Origin of the sequence: Kitasatospora sp. NPDC006697, from assembly GCF_042869935.1 — a bacterium.
In the GTDB taxonomy this organism is placed as follows: Bacteria; Actinomycetota; Actinomycetes; order Streptomycetales; family Streptomycetaceae; genus Kitasatospora.
Genome location: NZ_JBIAGU010000019.1, coordinates 175,581 through 194,718 on the forward strand (window position 1 = coordinate 175,581; position 19,138 = coordinate 194,718).

Annotated in this window: 17 protein-coding genes; 15 read left to right on the top strand and 2 right to left on the bottom strand. The window is 71.0% G+C overall.

Features of this window, described 5'->3' with window-relative positions; all coding sequences use genetic code 11:
* Window positions 1–2: 2 nt before the first annotated feature.
* The 3 genes from uvrB to ACFYNO_RS25445 all read left to right on the top strand — a co-directional run bounded on the left by uvrB (window position 3) and on the right by ACFYNO_RS25445 (window position 3,873).
* Window positions 3–2,096 carry an excinuclease ABC subunit UvrB gene (uvrB, locus tag ACFYNO_RS25435; RefSeq protein WP_388016780.1) on the top strand — a complete coding sequence of 698 codons (2,094 nt, stop codon included), beginning with the start codon at window positions 3–5 and terminating at the stop codon, window positions 2,094–2,096.
* 100 nt (window positions 2,097–2,196) lie between these two features.
* Window positions 2,197–2,775: a TerD family protein gene (locus ACFYNO_RS25440; RefSeq protein ID WP_388016783.1), complete on the top strand. Its 579-nt coding sequence runs from the start codon at window positions 2,197–2,199 to the stop codon at window positions 2,773–2,775.
* Window positions 2,776–2,958: 183 nt separating this feature from the next.
* Complete coding sequence (locus tag ACFYNO_RS25445) at window positions 2,959–3,873, top strand: TerC family protein (RefSeq protein ID WP_388016786.1); 915 nt, start codon at window positions 2,959–2,961, stop codon at window positions 3,871–3,873.
* Between the two features lie 45 nt (window positions 3,874–3,918).
* Here the strand turns inward: ACFYNO_RS25445 and ACFYNO_RS25450 are convergent, their stop codons facing one another.
* Window positions 3,919–4,572 (bottom strand): MBL fold metallo-hydrolase, encoded by a 654-nt coding sequence (locus tag ACFYNO_RS25450; RefSeq protein WP_388016789.1) that lies wholly within the window; start codon window positions 4,570–4,572, stop codon window positions 3,919–3,921.
* A gap of 58 nt (window positions 4,573–4,630) precedes the next feature.
* Window positions 4,631–5,395, bottom strand: coding sequence for a maleylpyruvate isomerase family mycothiol-dependent enzyme (locus ACFYNO_RS25455; protein WP_388016792.1), 765 nt, complete (start codon window positions 5,393–5,395; stop codon window positions 4,631–4,633).
* A gap of 267 nt (window positions 5,396–5,662) precedes the next feature.
* On the opposite strand from ACFYNO_RS25455, the gene uvrA reads away from it, so the two are divergent.
* The 12 genes from uvrA to ACFYNO_RS25515 all read left to right on the top strand — a co-directional run.
* On the top strand, window positions 5,663–8,566 hold the full coding sequence (gene uvrA / locus ACFYNO_RS25460) for an excinuclease ABC subunit UvrA (protein ID WP_388016795.1): 2,904 nt from the start codon (window positions 5,663–5,665) through the stop codon (window positions 8,564–8,566).
* Between the two features lie 73 nt (window positions 8,567–8,639).
* Window positions 8,640–9,098 carry a Rieske (2Fe-2S) protein gene (locus ACFYNO_RS25465; RefSeq protein ID WP_388016798.1) on the top strand — a complete coding sequence of 153 codons (459 nt, stop codon included), beginning with the start codon at window positions 8,640–8,642 and terminating at the stop codon, window positions 9,096–9,098.
* A gap of 43 nt (window positions 9,099–9,141) precedes the next feature.
* Window positions 9,142–11,187: an excinuclease ABC subunit UvrC gene (uvrC, locus tag ACFYNO_RS25470; RefSeq protein ID WP_388016801.1), complete on the top strand. Its 2,046-nt coding sequence runs from the start codon at window positions 9,142–9,144 to the stop codon at window positions 11,185–11,187.
* A gap of 80 nt (window positions 11,188–11,267) precedes the next feature.
* Complete coding sequence (gene rapZ, locus ACFYNO_RS25475; RefSeq protein WP_388016843.1) at window positions 11,268–12,098, top strand: RNase adapter RapZ; 831 nt, start codon at window positions 11,268–11,270, stop codon at window positions 12,096–12,098.
* 46 nt (window positions 12,099–12,144) lie between these two features.
* Window positions 12,145–13,218 carry a uridine diphosphate-N-acetylglucosamine-binding protein YvcK gene (yvcK, locus tag ACFYNO_RS25480; protein WP_388016804.1) on the top strand — a complete coding sequence of 358 codons (1,074 nt, stop codon included), beginning with the start codon at window positions 12,145–12,147 and terminating at the stop codon, window positions 13,216–13,218.
* Window positions 13,209–14,189, top strand: coding sequence for a DNA-binding protein WhiA (whiA, locus tag ACFYNO_RS25485; protein ID WP_388016807.1), 981 nt, complete (start codon window positions 13,209–13,211; stop codon window positions 14,187–14,189). Before yvcK ends, whiA begins: the two co-directional genes overlap by 10 nt.
* Before the next feature lie 189 nt (window positions 14,190–14,378).
* Window positions 14,379–15,383 carry a type I glyceraldehyde-3-phosphate dehydrogenase gene (gene gap / locus ACFYNO_RS25490; protein WP_388016810.1) on the top strand — a complete coding sequence of 335 codons (1,005 nt, stop codon included), beginning with the start codon at window positions 14,379–14,381 and terminating at the stop codon, window positions 15,381–15,383.
* Window positions 15,384–15,542: 159 nt separating this feature from the next.
* Window positions 15,543–16,748, top strand: a complete 1,206-nt coding sequence (locus ACFYNO_RS25495; protein ID WP_388016813.1) for a phosphoglycerate kinase — start codon at window positions 15,543–15,545, stop codon at window positions 16,746–16,748.
* A 5-nt stretch (window positions 16,749–16,753) separates the two neighbouring features.
* A complete protein-coding gene (gene tpiA, locus ACFYNO_RS25500; RefSeq protein WP_388016816.1) occupies window positions 16,754–17,539 on the top strand; it encodes a triose-phosphate isomerase in 786 nt (261 codons plus the stop codon).
* A gap of 95 nt (window positions 17,540–17,634) precedes the next feature.
* Window positions 17,635–17,871, top strand: coding sequence for a preprotein translocase subunit SecG (gene secG, locus ACFYNO_RS25505; RefSeq protein WP_388016819.1), 237 nt, complete (start codon window positions 17,635–17,637; stop codon window positions 17,869–17,871).
* A 142-nt stretch (window positions 17,872–18,013) separates the two neighbouring features.
* A complete protein-coding gene (locus tag ACFYNO_RS25510) occupies window positions 18,014–18,349 on the top strand; it encodes an RNA polymerase-binding protein RbpA (RefSeq protein ID WP_035841977.1) in 336 nt (111 codons plus the stop codon).
* Between the two features lie 187 nt (window positions 18,350–18,536).
* On the top strand, window positions 18,537–19,138 hold a 602-nt coding region (locus ACFYNO_RS25515; RefSeq protein WP_388016822.1), incomplete at its 3' end, for a leucine zipper domain-containing protein.

Here is a 19,138-nt window from a genome sequence, read left to right on the forward strand (position 1 = left end):
CCGTGCGACCCATCACGAGCATTGAGCGGACCACGGCGCCCTTCGAGGTCGTCAGCCCCTACCAGCCCAACGGCGACCAGCCGGCGGCCATCGCCGAGCTGGAGCGCCGGATCCGCGCGGGCGAGAAGGACGTCGTCCTGCTCGGCGCGACCGGCACCGGCAAGTCGGCCACCACGGCCTGGATGATCGAGAAGCTGCAGCGGCCCACCCTGGTGATGGCGCCGAACAAGACCCTGGCCGCCCAGCTGGCCAACGAGTTCCGCGAGCTGCTGCCGAACAACGCGGTCGAGTACTTCGTCTCGTACTACGACTACTACCAGCCCGAGGCCTACGTCCCGCAGACGGACACCTACATCGAGAAGGACTCCTCGATCAACGAGGAGGTCGAGCGGCTGCGGCACTCCGCCACCAACTCGCTGCTCACCCGGCGGGACGTGGTGGTGGTCGCCTCGGTCTCCTGCATCTACGGCCTCGGCACCCCGCAGGAGTACGTGGACCGGATGGTCCGGCTGCGGGTCGGCGAGGAGGTCGACCGGGACGCGCTGCTGCGCCGCTTCGTCGACATCCAGTACACCCGCAACGACCTGGCCTTCACCCGCGGCACCTTCCGGGTGCGCGGCGACACCATCGAGATCTTCCCGGTCTACGAGGAGCTGGCCGTCCGGATCGAGATGTTCGGCGACGAGATCGAGGCGCTCTACACCCTGCACCCGCTCACCGGCGAGATCATCAGCCAGGACGACGCGATCCACGTCTTCCCCGCCTCGCACTACGTGGCCGGCCCGGAGCGGATGGAGCGGGCGATCACCGGCATCGAGGCCGAGCTGGTCGAGCGGCTGGCCGTGCTGGAGAAGCAGGGCAAGCTGCTGGAGGCCCAGCGGCTGCGGATGCGCACCACCTACGACATCGAGATGCTGCGCCAGATCGGCAGCTGCTCCGGGGTGGAGAACTACTCGATGCACTTCGACGGCCGCGAGCCCGGCTCCCCGCCGAACACCCTGCTCGACTACTTCCCGGAGGACTTCCTCCTGGTGATCGACGAGTCGCACGTGACGGTCCCGCAGATCGGCGCGATGTACGAGGGCGACGCCTCCCGCAAGCGCACCCTGGTGGACCACGGCTTCCGGCTGCCCTCCGCGCTGGACAACCGCCCGCTGAAGTGGGAGGAGTTCCTGGAGCGGATCGGCCAGACCGTCTACCTCTCCGCCACCCCCGGCCCGTACGAGCTCTCCCGCGGCGACGGCCAGGTGGAGCAGATCATCCGCCCGACCGGCCTGATCGACCCCGAGGTGATCGTCAAGCCGACCGAGGGCCAGATCGACGACCTGGTGCACGAGATCCGGGCCCGGGTCGAGAGGGACGAGCGGGTGCTGGTCACCACGCTCACCAAGAAGATGTCCGAGGACCTGACGGACTACCTGCTCGGCCTGGACATCCGGGTCCGCTACCTGCACAGCGACATCGACACGCTGCGCCGGGTGGAGCTGCTGCGCGAGCTGCGGGCCGGCAAGTACGACGTGCTGGTCGGCATCAACCTGCTCCGCGAGGGCCTGGACCTGCCCGAGGTCTCGCTGGTGGCGATCCTGGACGCGGACAAGGAGGGCTTCCTGCGCTCCGGCACCTCGCTGATCCAGACCATCGGCCGCGCCGCCCGAAACGTCTCCGGCCAGGTCCACATGTACGCGGACCGGATCACCCCCTCGATGGAGAAGGCGATCGAGGAGACCAACCGGCGCCGTGAGGTGCAGCAGGCCTACAACCAGAAGCACGGCATCGACCCGCAGCCGCTGCGCAAGAAGATCGGCGACATCCTGGACACCCTGGCCCGGGAGGAGGTGGACACCGAGGAGCTGCTGTCCACCGGCTACCGGGACGCCGGCAAGGCCAAGAAGGCCCCGGTGCCCGCCCTGGGCGCCGACCGCAAGCAGCCCAGCTCGCTGCCGATCGCCGAACTCGCCCAGCTGATCCAGGACATGACGGAGCGGATGCACACGGCCGCCGCCTCGCTGCAGTTCGAGGTCGCCGCCCGGCTGCGCGACGAGGTCAAGGAGCTGAAGAAGGAGCTGCGCCAGATGCGGGAGGCCGGCATCGGCTGACCGTCACCTGACCGGCCCGACGCTGGGCGGCCCTCCCCTGGTGGGGTGCGCCGCCCAGGGCCTAGGGTGAGGCGAGCGCGTTGAGGAAAGAGGGGGCGCCGTGTCGGTGAGTCTGAGCAAGGGCCAGCAGGTCAGCCTGCGCAAGTCGAGCGGTGAGACGCTGAGCCTGGTGCGGATGGGCCTGGGCTGGCGGGCGGCGCCCAAGCGCGGCCTCTTCGGCACCCGGACCCGGCAGATCGACCTGGACGCCTCCGCGCTGCTCTACGCCGAGCACACGCCCAAGGACGTGGTCTTCTTCCAGCAGCTGGTCAGCCGGGACGGCTCGGTCCGGCACACCGGCGACAACCTGGTCGGCGGCGCCGGGGCCGGCGAGGACGACGAGTCGATCGTGGTGGACCTGACCCGGATCCCGGCCCAGATCACCCAGGTGATCTTCACCGTCAGCTCCTACACCGGGCAGACCTTCGCCGAGGTGCAGAACGCGCACTGCCGCCTGGTGGACGAGGCCAACGGCGCCGAGCTGGCCCGCTACGAGCTGGCCGGCGGCGGCGAGCACACCGGGCAGATCATGGCCAAGGTCTACCGGGACGGCGACGGCTGGGGCATGCAGGCGATCGGCGCCCCGGCCCGGGCCCGCACCTTCCAGGACCTGCTGCCCGCGATCGAGCCCTTCCTTTAGAGGTTCTTTACCTTCTCTTGGGGTTCTCTGGTACTCTGCTTGACATCGGAGGGGAGTACTCCCCAAGCGGTGCCTCCGTCATCACGGTGGCCGTCGATCGGCCCACCCGGGCGCACCGGTCCGCGTGTCGTACGCGGGCGGAGGAGACCTCCGGCAGACTCGACTGCCGGAGGAGCAGTTTTCATGGACGTTTCCCTGGCCCTGTGGGCCGGCACCATCGCCGTGCTGGTGCTGCTGATCGCCGCCGACTTCTTCATCGGCGGCCGCAAGCCGCACGAAGTCTCGATGAAGGAAGCCGGCACCTGGACCGTGGTCTGGGTGCTGCTCGCCGTGGCCTTCGGCGGTTTCCTCTGGTGGTACGGCGGCGGTGACAAGGCCGGCGAGTTCTTCGCCGGCTACCTGACCGAGAAGTCGCTCAGCGTCGACAACCTCTTCGTCTTCCTGCTGATCATGGCCAAGTTCGCGGTGCCCGCCAAGCACCAGCCCCGGGTGCTGATGGTCGGTGTGATCATCGCCCTGGTGCTCCGGGCGATCTTCATCGCGGCCGGTGCCGCGCTGATCGCCAACTTCTCCTGGATCTTCTACCTCTTCGGCGCCTTCCTGGTGTGGACCGCCTGGAAGCTGCTCAAGGAGGCCCGCGGCGGCCACCAGGAGGAGGAGTTCGAGGAGGGCCGGCTGCTCACCGCGCTGCGCCGGTGGTTCCCCTCGCTCTCCGCGATGGGCCTGGTGATGCTGGCGATCGGCACCACCGACCTGCTCTTCGCGCTGGACTCGATCCCGGCGATCTTCGGCCTGACCCAGGACGCCTACATCGTCTTCACCGCCAACGCCTTCGCGCTGATGGGCCTGCGGCAGCTGTACTTCCTGCTCGGCGGCCTGCTGGACCGGCTGGTGCACCTGTCCTACGGACTGGCCGTGATCCTCGGCTTCATCGGCGTCAAACTGGTGCTGCACGCGCTGCACGAGAGCGGCGTGCACGTGCCGGAGATCGGCATCCCGCTCTCCCTGGGCGTGATCGGCGCGGTGCTGGCGGTCACCACCGTCTCCAGCCTCTGGGCGACCCGGCGGGCCGCCCGGGCGCTGCCCGCGGCCGAGTAGCCGGGTGGCCCGGTGGTCCCCCGCGGGGGACCACCGGACGGCGGGTCACCAGCCGCGCTCGCGCCACTCGGCCAGGTGCGGGCGCTCGGCGCCGAGCGTGGTGTCGTTGCCGTGGCCCGGGTACACCCAGGACTCGTCCGGCAGCACGTCGAACAGCTTCTCGTTGACGTCCCGGAACAGCGTGGCGAAGGCCTGCGGGTCCTTCCAGGTGTTGCCCACCCCGCCGGGGAAGAGGCAGTCGCCGGTGAAGACGTGCGGGTGGCCCTCGGGGTCGTCGTAGACCAGCACGATCGCGCCGGGGGTGTGGCCGACCAGGTGGCGGACGGTCAGGGCGCAGTCGCCGACCCGGACGGTGTCGCCGTCGTCCAGCGGCAGGTCGGTCGGCACCTCGATGCCCTCGGCGTCGATCCGGCCGGCCGCGGTGCGGGCGCCGGTGGCCGCGACCACCTCGGCGAGCGCGTCCCAGTGGTCCCGGTGGCGGTGCGTGGTGACCACGGTGGCCAGCCGGTCGCCGACGGTCTCCAGCAGGGCGGGCGCGTCGGCGGCCGCGTCGATCAGCAGCTGCTCGTCGGTGGCCCGGCAGCGCAGCAGGTACGCGTTGTTGTCGAACGGCCCGACCGCCACCTTGGTGATGATCAGGTGGGCGAGTTCCCGTACGTCCGGCCGGCCGCCGACGGTGACGGCTCCGTGGTAGCTCAAGGCTGACTCTCCTTCACGACACTGCTTGGGCGGGTGGGGCAGCAACCATGATCGCCGCTCAGCCCATCGGCGGGAGCACCGGCAGCGCGGCGCGCGGGTCGGCGAGGTGGCCGTCCGCCGTGTGCACCTGCAGCCCGTCGCCGTTCGAGCGGCCGGAGAGCCAGGCGGTGAGCGCCCGCAGCGGCCCCTCCACCCGCAGTCCCGCCGGGCCCCCGGCGCCGATCGCGCCGCGGTCGGCGGTGTCGTCGCTGACCAGCTCGACGGCCGGCACGCCGTCCCGTCCGGTGAACCTCTCCACCAGCCAGCCGAACTGCTCGGCGGCGAAGCCGGCCGGCCAGTGCGCCGGGGTGTAGCCGGCGGCCAGGTCGACGTGATGGAACTCCAGTTCGCCGAGCCGCTTCTCGGGGATCTCCCAGGCCGGGAAGGTGTAGCCGTGGCGGTGGGTCAGCTCGGCCGACCAGGCCTCGGCGGGCAGCTCGGCGGCGGCCGCGGCGAACCGCTCGGCGCTGGCCGCCAGGTCGGCCAGCTGCTCGGCCGGCGGGCGCGGGGCGCCCTGCTGGATGCCCTCCTCGCGGGCGGCCTCGCTCGGGTACTGCGGGATCGGCACGCCGGTGCGGGCCGTCTCCAGCAGGTTGACCAGCGAGTCGGCGTTGCGGGCGACGTGGGCCAGTACGTGGCCGCGGGTCCAGCCGGGCAGGCCGGAGGGCTCGGCGATCTGCTCGGGGGTGAGTTCGGCGACGGTGCGCAGCAGGCGTTCGGTGCTCTCGGCGACGGCCTTCAAGGTCTCGGCGGCGAGGTCCGCGGGAGCGGGCTGCTGGGTCATCGGATGGGGCCCCTCTTCTGTTTTCACGCCTGGCGGCGCGTGCCTTGTCCGGAGTCCGGTCGTTGGTTTCCAAGGCGAGGCTATCTCCGCGCGCGCCCGTGAGCAGCGGGTTTCCGCACCCCGCTCCGATTGTCAGTGCGAGGCGCTTCACTCGTTCAGGTGGTCCCGGCTGGACAGCGCCGGTATTCGAACGCCTGAGCTATATGCTGGTCGGCGACACTGGACAGAGACCGATTCCGTCCGTCCCGGAGAAAGGCGCCAGAAGCAGTGGCCGACCGCCTCATCGTCCGCGGTGCTCGCGAGCACAACCTCAAGAACGTCTCGCTCGACCTGCCCCGGGACTCCCTGATCGTCTTCACGGGTCTCTCCGGTTCGGGCAAGTCCTCGCTGGCCTTCGACACGATCTTCGCCGAGGGCCAGCGCCGCTACGTCGAGTCGCTGTCCTCCTATGCCCGGCAGTTCCTGGGCCAGATGGACAAGCCCGACGTGGACTTCATCGAGGGCCTCTCCCCGGCCGTCTCGATCGACCAGAAGTCGACCAACCGGAACCCGCGTTCCACCGTCGGCACCATCACCGAGGTCTACGACTACCTCCGGCTGCTCTTCGCCCGGGTCGGCAAGCCGCACTGCCCGCACTGCGGGCGCCCGATCGCCAAGCAGTCCCCGCAGGCCATCGTCGACCAGGTGCTGAAGCTCACCGAGGGCTCCCGGTTCCAGGTGCTCAGCCCGGTGGTCCGGGAGCGCAAGGGCGAGTTCGTCGACCTCTTCGCCGACCTGCAGTCCAAGGGCTACGCCCGGGCCCGGGTGGACGGCGAGACGGTGCAGCTGACCGACCCGCCCAAGCTGAAGAAGCAGGAGAAGCACACCGTCGAGGTGGTGATCGACCGCCTCACCGTCAAGGAGAGCGCCAAGCGCCGGCTGACCGACTCGGTGGAGACGGCGCTCAAGCTCTCCGGCGGCATGGTGGTGCTCGACTTCGTCGACCTGGAGGCCGACGACCCCGAGCGCGAGCGGATGTACTCCGAGCACCTCTACTGCCCGTACGACGACGTCTCCTTCGAGGAGCTGGAGCCGCGCTCCTTCTCCTTCAACTCCCCGTTCGGGGCCTGCCCGGAGTGCACCGGCCTGGGCAGCCGGATGGAGGTGGACCCCGAGCTGGTGGTGCCGGACGAGGAGAAGTCGCTCGACGAGGGCGCCATCCACCCCTGGTCCGGCGGCCACATGAAGGAGTACTTCGGCCGGCTGATCGGCGCGCTCGCCGCCGAGCTGGGCTTCCGCACCGACATCCCCTGGGCCGGGCTGCCGGCCCGGGCCAAGAAGGCCCTGCTCTACGGCCACAAGGCCAAGGTCGAGGTCCGGTACAACAACCGGTACGGCCGGGAGCGGTCCTACGTGACCGGCTTCGAGGGCGTGATCCCGTTCATCCAGCGCCGGCACTCGGAGGCGGAGACCGACTCCAGCCGGGAGCGCTTCGAGGGCTACATGCGCGAGGTGCCCTGCCCGGCCTGCCAGGGCACCCGGCTCAAGCCGGTGGTGCTCGCGGTCACCGTGCAGGGCCGGTCGATCGCCGAGGTCGCGGGGATGTCGATCAGCGACTGCGCCGACTTCCTGGGCGCGATGAAGCTGACCGCCCGGGACAAGAAGATCGCCGAGCGGGTGCTCAAGGAGGTCAACGAGCGGCTGCGCTTCCTGGTCGACGTCGGCCTGGACTACCTCTCGCTGGACCGCGCGGCCGGCACCCTGTCCGGCGGCGAGGCGCAGCGGATCCGGCTGGCCACCCAGATCGGCTCCGGCCTGGTCGGCGTGCTCTACGTGCTGGACGAGCCCTCGATCGGCCTGCACCAGCGGGACAACCACCGGCTGATCGAGACCCTGGTCCGGCTGCGCGACATCGGCAACACCCTGATCGTGGTCGAGCACGACGAGGACACCATCAAGACCGCCGACTGGGTGGTGGACATCGGCCCCGGCGCCGGCGAGCACGGCGGCAAGGTGGTGCACTCCGGCGCGCTCAAGGAGCTGCTGGCCAACGAGGAGTCGCTGACCGGCCAGTACCTCGCCGGCAAGCGCTCGATCCCGATCCCGGCGGCCCGCCGGCCGCGGGACAGGAAGCGCCAGATCACCGTGCACGGCGCCCGCGAGCACAACCTCAAGGACGTCACGGTCGGCTTCCCGCTCGGCACCCTGACGGCGGTCACCGGCGTCTCCGGGTCCGGCAAGTCCACCCTGGTCAACGACATCCTCTACACCCACCTGGCCCGCGAGCTGAACGGCGCCCGCACCGTGCCCGGCCGGCACACCCGGGTCACCGGCACCGAGCTGGTGGACAAGGTGGTGCACGTGGACCAGTCGCCGATCGGCCGCACCCCGCGGTCCAACCCGGCGACCTACACCGGCGTCTTCGACCACGTCCGCAAGCTCTTCGCGGAGACCGCCGAGGCCAAGGTGCGCGGCTACCTGCAGGGCCGGTTCTCGTTCAACGTCAAGGGCGGCCGCTGCGAGAACTGCTCCGGCGACGGCACCATCAAGATCGAGATGAACTTCCTGCCGGACGTCTACGTGCCCTGCGAGGTCTGCCACGGCGCCCGGTACAACCGGGAGACCCTGGAGGTGCACTACAAGGGCAAGTCCATCGCCGAGGTGCTGGACATGCCGATCGAGGAGGCGCTGCACTTCTTCGAGGCGGTGCCGGCCATCGCCCGCCACCTGAAGACGCTGACCGACGTCGGCCTGGGCTACGTGCGGCTCGGCCAGAGCGCGCCCACCCTCTCCGGCGGCGAGGCGCAGCGCGTCAAGCTCGCCTCCGAGCTGCAGAAGCGCTCCACCGGCCGGACCGTCTACGTGCTGGACGAGCCGACCACCGGCCTGCACTTCGAGGACATCAGCAAGCTGATCAAGGTGCTCACCGGCCTGGTGGAGAAGGGCAACACGGTGATCGTGATCGAGCACAACCTCGATGTGATCAAGACCGCCGACTGGGTGGTCGACATGGGCCCCGAGGGCGGCAGCGGCGGCGGCGGCGTGATCGCCGAGGGCACCCCGGAGGAGGTGGCCGGGGTGACGGCCAGTCACACCGGCAAGTTCCTCCGGGACATCCTGGGCGACCGGGTGACCGACGCCCCGGTGCCGGCCCCGCGCACCGCCCGCAAGCGGGCCGCGGCCAAGAAGTAGCGAGGGCGCCGGGGCGGTCGGAGCGCGCGGTTAGACTGCGGCCGTCCGCCCCCGGCACCCCTCAGGAGCAACGATGTCCGAGACCGTCGACCAGCCCGCAGCCTCCCGCCGCGCCGTGCTCTGCTGCACCGCCGCGCTGGCCTCGGGCGCGGCCCTCACCGTGGCGGGCTGCGGCTCCTCCGCCTCCGGCGCCGGCGGTTCGGGCAGCCAGACCACCGCCGCCAAGAGCTCCGGCGGCCCGCTGCAGCTCGGCTCGGCCGAGGACATCCCGGTCGGCGGCGGCAAGGTCTTCCGCGAGCAGCGGATCGTGGTCACCCAGCCGCAGCCCAACCAGTTCAAGGCGTTCAGCGCCCGCTGCACCCACGCCGGCTGCATCGTCGACACGGTGAGCCGGGAACTGATCAAGTGCCCGTGCCACGGCAGCGCGTTCAACGTCGCGGACGGCTCTGTGGCCGGCGGCCCGGCCCCGTCGCCGCTGACCTCCTACCCCGTCACCGTGCAGAACGGCCAGCTCACGGTCACCACCAGCTGAGGCCCGGCCACACCAGAACAGCGTCCGAGGGGGACCGAACCGCATGGCTGACCCGTCCACCTACCGCCCGGCACCGGGGGCGATCCCGACCTCGCCGGGCGTCTACCGGTTCCGGGACGAGCACGGCCGGGTGATCTACGTCGGCAAGGCCAAGAGCCTGCGCCCGCGGCTCTCCTCCTACTTCCAGGACCTGGCCAACCTGCACCCGCGGACCGCCACCATGGTCACCACCGCCGCCTCGGTGGAGTGGACCGTGGTCGGCACCGAGGTCGAGGCGCTGCAGCTGGAGTACTCCTGGATCAAGGAGTTCGACCCCCGGTTCAACGTCAAGTACCGCGACGACAAGAGCTACCCCGAGCTCGCCGTCACCATGAACGAGGAGTTCCCGCGCGCCCAGGTGATGCGCGGGGCGCACAAGAAGGGCGTGCGCTACTTCGGGCCCTACGGCCACGCCTGGGCGATCCGCGAGACGGTGGACCTGCTGCTGCGGGTCTTCCCGGTCCGCACCTGCTCCAACGGCGTCTTCAAGCGGGCCGCCCAGGTCGGCCGCCCCTGCCTTCTCGGCTACATCGGCAAGTGCGCCGCGCCCTGCGTCGGCAGGGTCTCCGCCGCCGAGCACCGCGAACTGGCCGAGGACTTCTGCGACTTCATGGCCGGCCGGACCGGCAACTACCTGCGCCGGCTGGAAGAGGAGATGAAGGAGGCCGCCGAGGAGCTGGAGTACGAGAAGGCGGCCCGGCTGCGCGACGACATCGAGGCGCTGAAGCGCGCGATGGAGAAGAACGCGGTGGTGCTCGCCGACGGCACCGACGCCGACCTGCTGGCCCTGGCCGAGGACGAGCTGGAGGCCGCGGTGCAGATCTTCCACGTCCGCGGCGGCCGGGTCCGCGGCCAGCGCGGCTGGGTCACCGACAAGGTCGAGGACGTGGACACCGCTGCCCTGGTCGAGCACGCCCTGCAGCAGCTCTACGGCGGGGACACCGCCGCGGTGCCGCGCGAGGTGCTGATCCCGGCGCTGCCCGACCCGGCCGCCCCGGTGCAGGAGTGGCTGACCGGCCTGCGCGGCTCCCAGGTGGACCTGCGGGTGCCGCAGCGCGGCGACAAGAGGGACCTGATGGAGACGGTCGCCCGCAACGCCCAACAGGCGCTGGCGCTGCACAAGACCAAGCGGGCCTCCGACCTGACCACCCGCAGCCGGGCGCTGCAGGAGATCGCCGACGCGCTGGAGCTGGACTCGGTCCCGCTGCGGATCGAGTGCTTCGACATCTCCCACCTGCAGGGCGAGGACGTGGTGGCCTCGATGGTGGTCTTCGAGGACGGCCTGGCCCGCAAGAGCGAGTACCGCCGGTTCCAGATCAAGGGCTTCGAGGGCCAGGACGACGTCCGCTCGATGCACGAGGTGATCGGCCGCCGGTTCCGCCGCTACCTCCAGGAGCGCGAGCAGACCGGCGAGTGGGCGGTGCCCGAGGAGGGCGGCGAGGAGGACCGGAACCGCACCGACGACGGCCGCCCCAAGCGCTTCGCCTACCCGCCCCAGCTGCTGGTGGTGGACGGCGGCCAGCCCCAGGTGGCCGCCGCCAAGCGGGCGCTGGACGAGCTGGGCATCGACGACGTCGCGCTCTGCGGCCTGGCCAAGCGGCTGGAGGAGGTCTGGCTGCCCGGCGAGGACGACCCGGTGGTGCTGCCGCGCAGCAGCGAGGGCCTGTACCTGCTGCAGCGGGTCCGCGACGAGGCGCACCGGTTCGCCATCACCTACCAGCGCGCCAAGCGCGGCAAGCGGTTCACCGCGGGCGGCCTGGACGCGGTGCCGGGCCTGGGGGAGACCCGGCGCACCGCGCTGCTCAAGCACTTCGGCTCGCTGAAGCGGCTGCGCGCCGCCACGGTCGAGGAGATCTGCGAAGTACCCGGGATCGGCCGCCGGACCGCCGAAACTGTTGTCACGGCGTTGTCCTCCCGGACACCCGCGGCATTCGCCGTGAACACCGCCACAGGCGAGATCATGGAGGACGACGCGCCCGGGGGCACGTCCGACCAGAGACCGGCCAGTGACCAGGGACCGGCCAGTACCGAGAGCGGGGAGCCGAAGTGACAGTGTCCGACGACGGGGGAACCACCCGGCCGCAGGCCGCAGCGGTGGAGAACGCCCCGGAGCTGGTGATCATCTCCGGGATGTCCGGGGCCGGCCGCAGCACCGCGGCCAAGTGCCTGGAGGACCTCGGGTGGTTCGTGGTGGACAACCTCCCGCCCGCGCTGATCCCGACCATGGTGGACCTCGGCGCCCGCTCCCAGGGCGCGGTGGCCCGGATCGGCGTGGTGGTGGACGTCCGGGGCCGGCAGTTCTTCGACGACCTGCGGGCCTCGCTGGAGGACCTGGAGAAGCGGGGCACCCGGCTGCGGGTGGTCTACCTGGAGTCCAGCGACGAGGCGCTGGTGCGCCGGTTCGAGAGCGTCCGCCGCCCGCACCCGCTGCAGGGCGACAACCGGATCGTGGACGGCATCGCCCAGGAGCGCGACCTGCTGCGCGAGCTGCGCGGCGAGGCCGACCTGGTGATCGACACCACCGACCTCAACGTGCACCAGCTGCGGGCCAAGCTGGACGCCCAGTTCGCCGACCACGACGAGCCGCAGCTGCGCTGCACCGTGATGAGCTTCGGCTTCAAGTACGGCCTGCCGGTCGACGCCGACCTGGTGGTGGACTGCCGCTTCCTGCCGAACCCGCACTGGGTGCCGGAGCTGCGGGCCCGCACCGGCACCGATCCGGAGGTCGCGGACTACGTTTTCCGGCAGCCCGGCGCCAAGGAGTTCCTGGACGGCTACACCGAGTTGCTGGGCATCGTCACCGAGGGCTACCGGCGGGAGGGCAAGCGGTACATGACGCTTGCCGTAGGCTGCACCGGTGGCAAGCATCGCAGCGTCGCCATGTCCGAGCGGCTGACCAAGCGTCTGATCGCGGAGGGCGTGGAGACGGTGCTGGTGCACCGCGACATGGGACGGGAGTAGCGGCGGTCCCCAGCACCGCCGGACGGAACAGGATCGTGGGGTAGGTGTGACGGGATACTCGCCAGGGCGGCAGCAGAACCTCTACAAGGCCGCCGAGCGGGGCTCCCCGGGTGCACCACGAGGCTCCCGCGGTGGTACCGCGCCGCGGATCACGGCGCTCGGCGGAGGGCAGGGCCTGTCGGCCTCGCTCTCCGCGCTGCGCCGGCTCACCTCCGACCTGACCGCCGTGGTCACGGTCGCCGACGACGGCGGCTCCAGCGGCCGGCTGCGCGCCGAGCTCGGCGTGCTGCCGCCCGGCGACCTGCGCAAGGCGCTGGCCGCGCTCTGCGGCGACGACGACTGGGGCCGCACCTGGTCCGAGGTGATCCAGCAGCGCTTCACCGGCACCGGCGAGCTGGGCGGCCACGCGGTGGGCAACCTGCTGATCGTGGCGCTCTGGGAGAAGCTGGGCGACCCGGTGGCCGCGCTGGAGTGGGTCGGCCGGCTGCTCAACGTGCAGGGCCGGGTGCTGCCGATGTCCGCGGTCCCGCTGGACATCGAGGCCCAGGTGCGCGGCCACGACCCGGCGCGGCCCGCCGCGGTCTCGGCCGTGCGCGGCCAGGCGAACGTGGCGGTCACCCCGGGCACCGTGCAGTCGGTCCGGCTGCTGCCGGAGGAGCCGCCGGCCGTGCCGGAGGCGGTGGGCGCGGTGCTGGAGGCCGACTGGGTGGTGCTCGGGCCCGGCTCCTGGTTCACCAGCGTGCTGCCGCACCTGCTGGTGCCGGAGCTGGCCAAGGCCCTGGTGGAGACCAAGGCCCGCCGGCTGCTCTGCCTCAACCTGGCCCCGCAGCCGGGCGAGACCGAGGGCTTCACCCCGCAGCGCCACCTGGAGGTGATCGCCGACCACGCTCCGCAGCTGGGCGTGGATGCGATCCTGGTGGACGAGCGGGCGGTCACCGGCGGCGCCTTCGGCGTGGCGGACGTGGCCGGGCTGCGCAAGGCGGCCGAGCGGATGGGCGCCGCGCTGGTGCTCGACACGGTGGCCCGCGGCGACGGCACCCCGCGACACGACCCGGAGCTTCTGGCTGCGGCGTACGACCGGATTTTCCGGACACATGGAAGGATCGGCCCATGGCGATGACGGCAGCGGTGAAGGACGAAATCAGCCGGCTCCCCGTCACCCGGGCCTGCTGTCGCAAGGCTGAGGTGTCGGCGATCCTGCGATTCGCGGGCGGACTGCACATTGTGAGCGGTCGGATCGTGATCGAGGCGGAGCTGGACACCGGCATTGCGGCGCGACGGCTGCGCAAGGACCTGCTGGAGATCTTCGGCCACGCCTCCGAACTGGTCGTGATGGCTCCCAGCGGTCTGCGGCGCGGCAGCCGCTACGTGGTCCGGGTGATCAAGGACGGCGAGTTGCTGGCCCGGCAGACCGGGTTGGTGGACGGGCGCGGCCGCCCGATCCGGGGCCTGCCCCCGGCGGTGGTCTCCGGCGCCACCTGCGACGCGGAGGCGGCCTGGCGCGGCGCCTTCCTGGCGCACGGCTCGCTCACCGAGCCGGGCAGGTCCTCCTCGCTGGAGATCACCTGCCCCGGCTCCGAGGCGGCGCTGGCCCTGGTCGGCGCGGCCCGCCGGCTGGGCATCCCGGCCAAGGCCCGCGAGGTGCGCGGCGCCGACCGGGTGGTGATCCGCGACGGCGACGCGATCGGCGCGCTGCTGACCCGGCTCGGCGCGCACGAGTCGGTGCTGGCCTGGGAGGAGCGCCGGCTGCGCCGCGAGGTGCGGGCCACCGCCAACCGGCTGGCCAACTTCGACGACGCCAACCTGCGCCGCTCGGCCCGCGCCGCGGTGGCGGCCGGCGCCCGGGTGCAGCGCGCGCTGGAGATCCTCGGCGAGGAGGTGCCGGAGCACCTGGCGGCCGCCGGCCAGCTGCGGATGCAGCACAAGCAGGCCTCGCTGGAGGAGTTGGGCGCGCTCGCCGACCCGCCGCTGACCAAGGACGCGGTGGCCGGCCGGATCCGCCGGCTGCTGGCGATGGCGGACAAGCGCGCGCTGGAGCTGGGCCTGCCCGGCACCGAGTCCAGCCTGACCGAGGAGATGGCGCTCAGCTGACCTCCGGTCAACTGTCCGGCGACGTCCGGACGGCGCGTCCGCAGCCCTTCCGCGGACGCGCCACGCCCGGGTGGCGGCCACCGGCTGATGTGCTCTACGCACGTCCCGAGGGGTAGGGTCGTGGGTGGTCGGGGACTTCCCATTTCCACCCCGTCGGGGCAGCCCGGCGTAGTAAGAGGAGATCGGTTCGTGACGATCCGGGTAGGCATCAATGGATTCGGCCGCATCGGCCGCAACTTCTTCCGGGCGGTCAAGTCGCAGGGCGCGGACATCGAGATCGTCGGTGTCAACGACCTGACGGACACCAAGACGCTGGCCCACCTGCTCAAGTACGACACCACGCTGGGCACCCTCCAGGCCGAGGTCAGCCACACCGAGGACTCCATCACCGTCGATGGACACACCTTCAAGGTCATCGCCGAGCGCGACCCCGCCAACCTCCCCTGGGGCGAGCTGGGCGTGGACATCGTGATCGAGTCCACCGGCATCTTCACCAAGGCCGAGGCGGCCAAGAAGCACGTCGCGGCCGGTGCCAAGAAGGTCATCATCTCGGCGCCCGCCACCGACGAGGACATCACCATCGTGATGGGCGTCAACGACGAGAAGTACGACGCCGCCAACCACACGGTCATCTCCAACGCCTCCTGCACCACCAACTGCGTGGCGCCGATGGCGAAGGTGCTCAACGAGAGCTTCGGCATCGTCAAGGGCCTGATGACCACGGTGCACGCCTACACCAACGACCAGGTCACCCTGGACTTCCCGCACAAGGACCTGCGCCGCGCCCGCGCCGCCGCCGTCAACATCATCCCGACCTCCACCGGTGCCGCCAAGGCCACCGCGCTGGTGCTGCCGGAGCTGAAGGGCAAGCTGGACGGCACCTCGCTGCGCGTTCCGGTCCCGACCGGTTCGATCACCGACCTGGTCGTCACCCTCGAGCGGGACGTCACCGTCGAGGAGGTCAACGCCGCCTTCCAGAAGGCGTCCGAGGGCAACCTCAAGGGCATCCTGGCCTACACCGAGGACCCGATCGTCTCCTCCGACATCGTGGGCTCGCCCTTCTCGACCATCTTCGACTCCAAGCTGACCATGGTGCAGGGCAACCAGGTCAAGGTGCTCGGCTGGTACGACAACGAGTGGGGCTACTCGAACCGCCTGGTCAACCTCACCACCCTGGTCGGCGACCAGCTCTGACACGGCGACAGCTGACGTGATGTGAGGTGGCAGGGCCCGGGGACGGCACTCGTCTCCGGGCCCTGTCCCTGCGTGTACCCTCACCTCGCCCCCTTCCCCCGGCGGCCCGGCGCTGTGCCGCCTGTTCAGCGCCACCTTCCTTCCCTGGAGACCGAAGACGTGAAGACCATCGACGACCTCGATGTGGCAGGCAAGCGGGTGTTCGTCCGCGCCGACCTCAACGTGCCGCTGAAGGGCGACACCATCACCGACGACGGCCGGATCCGCGCCGTCGCGCCGACCATCGCGAAGCTGCTCGAGCGCGGCGCCAAGGTGGTCGTCGCCTCGCACCTGGGCCGCCCGAAGGGCGAGCCGGACCCGCAGTTCTCGCTCGCCCCGGTCGCCGTGCGGCTGGGCGAGATCCTCGGCACCCCGGTCGCGTTCGCGACCGACACGGTGGGGGACAGCGCGAAGGCCACCGTCGCCGCCCTCGGCGACGGCGAGGTCACGCTGCTGGAGAACCTGCGCTTCAACGCCGGCGAGACCAGCAAGGACGACGCCGAGCGCGGCGCCTTCGCCGACCAGCTGGCGGCGCTGGCCGACCTCTACGTGGGCGACGGCTTCGGCGCGGTGCACCGCAAGCACGCCTCGGTCTTCGACCTGCCGGCCCGGCTGCCGCACGCGGCCGGCCTGCTGATCGAGAAGGAGCTGGGCGTCCTCAAGCGCCTCACCGAGGACGTGGCCCGCCCGTACGTGGTGGTGCTCGGCGGTTCCAAGGTCTCCGACAAGGTCGGCGTGATCGAGAACCTGCTGGGCAAGGCCGACCGGATCCTGATCGGCGGCGGCATGATGTTCACCTTCCTCGCGGCCCAGGGCCACTCGGTGGGTGCCTCGCTGCTGCAGGAGGACCAGATCCCGGTCGCCCAGGACTACCTCGCGCGGGGGAAGGAGGCCGGGGTGGAGTTCGTCATCCCGGTGGACACCGCGGTGGCGGGCAGCTTCCCCGACCTCAAGGGCGGGACCCCGGCCGAGGGCTTCGAGGTGGTCGGCGTCGAGGCCATCCCGGACGGCAAGCTGGGCCTGGACATCGGCCCGGAGACCGCGCGGCTCTTCGCCGAGAAGCTGGCCGACGCGGCCACCGTCTTCTGGAACGGCCCGATGGGCGTCTTCGAGCACCCCCAGTTCGCCGACGGCACCCGCGCGGTGGCCCAGGCCCTGCTCGACTCGAAGGCCTTCACCGTGGTCGGCGGCGGCGACTCGGCCGCGGCCGTGCGCATCCTCGGCTTCGACGAGAACAAGTTCGGACACATTTCGACCGGCGGCGGCGCGAGCCTGGAGTACCTCGAGGGCAAGACCCTCCCCGGCATCGCCGCTCTGGAGGGCTGAGAGCAATGACTGAGCGTCTCCCGCTGATGGCGGGCAACTGGAAGATGAACCTCAACCACCTGGAGGCGATCCAGCACACCCAGAAGCTGGCCTTCGCCCTCGCCGACAAGGACTACCAGGCGGTCGAGGTCGCGGTGCTGACCCCGTTCACCGACCTGCGCTCGGTGCAGACCCTGGTGGACGGCGACAAGCTGAAGATCAGGTACGGCTCGCAGGACATCTCGGCCCACGACAGCGGCGCCTACACCGGCGAGGTCTCCGGCCCGATGCTGGCGAAGCTGAAGTGCACCTTCGCGGTGATCGGCCACTCGGAGCGCCGGCAGTACCACGGCGAGAACGAGGAGATCGTCAACGCCAAGGTGAAGGCCGCCTACCGCAGCGGGATCACCCCGATCCTCTGCGTCGGCGAGCCGCTGGAGATCCGCAAGGCCGGCACCCACGTCGAGTACACCCTGGCGCAGCTGGACGGCGCGCTGGACGGGGTGCCCGCCGCGGACGCCGAGTCCATCGTGGTCGCCTACGAGCCGGTCTGGGCGATCGGCACCGGCGAGGTGGCCACCCCGGAGGACGCCCAGCAGGTCTGCGCCGCGATCCGGGCCCGGCTGGCCGAGCTGTACTCCGCCGAGCTGGCCGGCAAGGTCCGCGTGCTGTACGGCGGTTCGATGAAGGCGAGCAGCGCGCCCGGTCTGATGGCCCAGCCGGACATCGACGGCGGCCTGATCGGCGGGGCCTCGCTGGACGCCGACGAGTTCGTCAAGATCGTGCGCTACCGGGACCAGGCAGTAGGCTAACGCCCCCGCAGCAACGTAGTCTTTGGGCCGGACCCCTTTCCCCGGGGTCCGGCCTCTTCACCAGATGAGCCTTGAACGAGAGAGTTGGTCCCGCCGTGGTTCTCGGGTTCTCGATTGCCCTGATCGTCTTCAGCCTGATGCTGGTCGTCCTGGTGCTGCTGCACAAGGGCAAGGGCGGTGGCCTCTCCGACATGTTCGGCGGCGGTTCGCTCTCCTCGGCCGGCGGCTCCGCTGTCGCCGAGCGCAACCTCGACCGGATCACCGTGATCGTCGGCATCGGCTGGTTCGCCTGCATCGTGGTACTGGGTCTGCTGATGAAGGTCAAGGGCTGATCAGGACTCAGTTCCGAAGGCGGTGCGGACAGATCCTTATCCGCTCCGTACACTAGGACAACTTGCCACTGTCCGCAGCGGGCGGCCGGTAGGCAGCACCTGGGCACCCCCAGGTGGTCAAGGGCACGCAGGGAGTCAGACCGTGGCAAGTGGCAACGCCATTCGAGGCAGCAGGGTCGGGGCCGGCCCGATGGGTGAGGCGGAGCGCGGCGAATCAGCCCCCCGCAACCGGATCTCCTTCTGGTGCGCCAACAAGCACGAGACGCGCCCGAGCTTCGCCGCCGAGGCCGTCATCCCGGACACCTGGGACTGCCCGCGCTGTGGTTTCCCGGCCGGCCAGGACGAGCACAACCCGCCCGCGCCCTCGCGCAACGAGCCGTACAAGACGCACCTGGCCTACGTCCGGGAGCGGCGCACGGACGCCGACGGCGAGGCGATCCTGGCGGAGGCACTGGCGAAGCTGCGCGGCGAGATCTGAGACTCGACGAGACGTCAGGAAGGGGCGGTGCGCGATGCGCACCGCCCCTTCCTGCGTGCCTGCCGCCTAGGTGTACTGACCACGGAGGTTGGTGACAGGGCTCACGGCCAGGTGATCTTGAAATGAGTGAGGGCCTTCTGGCCAGGTGTGGATTGCGACATCTGCACCGGCGACCAGAAAGGCCCTCATGCCACACCGTAACGCACCGCTGACCGAGACCGGACGCCTGCGTCTGGCCCGCTGTGTGGTCGAGGACGGCTGGCCGCTGCGGCGGGCCGCCGAGCGCTTCCAGGTCTCACCGACCACGGCCAAGCGCTGGGCGGACCGCTACCGCACGCTCGGCGAGGCCGGCATGAGCGACCTGTCCAGCCGGCCGCACCGCAGCCCGCGCCGAACCCCGACCCGCACCGAGCGACGGATCATCAAGGTCCGCGTCCTGCGACGCTGGGGACCGGCCCGCATCGCCTACCTGCTGAAACTCAACCCGGCCACCGTGCACCGCGTGCTGACCCGCTATCGCCTCGCCCGTCTCGCGCATCTCGACCGCGCCACGGGTCGGCCGATACGACGCTACGAGCACTGCGCGCCAGGCGAGTTGGTCCACGTGGACATCAAGAAGCTCGGCAACATCCCCGACGGCGGCGGCCACCGGGTGCTGGGCCGCCCCGTCGGGAAGAAGAACAGCTCCGGCGCCGGCTACAGCTACCTCCACAACGCCGTCGACGACCACTCCCGCCTGGCCTACAGCGAGATCCTCGCCGACGAGCGAAAGGAGACCGCCACCGCCTT

Coding starts and splice junctions, on each gene's coding strand:
- ACFYNO_RS25455 (WP_388016792.1), bottom strand. CDS start 5,395: ATGACCCAGCAGCCCGCTCCCGCGGACCTCGCCGCCGAGACCTTGAAG.
- whiA (WP_388016807.1), top strand. CDS start 13,209: ATGGCGATGACGGCAGCGGTGAAGGACGAAATCAGCCGGCTCCCCGTC.
- ACFYNO_RS25445 (WP_388016786.1), top strand. CDS start 2,959: ATGGACGTTTCCCTGGCCCTGTGGGCCGGCACCATCGCCGTGCTGGTG.
- uvrC (WP_388016801.1), top strand. CDS start 9,142: ATGGCTGACCCGTCCACCTACCGCCCGGCACCGGGGGCGATCCCGACC.
- ACFYNO_RS25465 (WP_388016798.1), top strand. CDS start 8,640: ATGTCCGAGACCGTCGACCAGCCCGCAGCCTCCCGCCGCGCCGTGCTC.
- tpiA (WP_388016816.1), top strand. CDS start 16,754: ATGACTGAGCGTCTCCCGCTGATGGCGGGCAACTGGAAGATGAACCTC.
- rapZ (WP_388016843.1), top strand. CDS start 11,268: ATGTCCGGGGCCGGCCGCAGCACCGCGGCCAAGTGCCTGGAGGACCTC.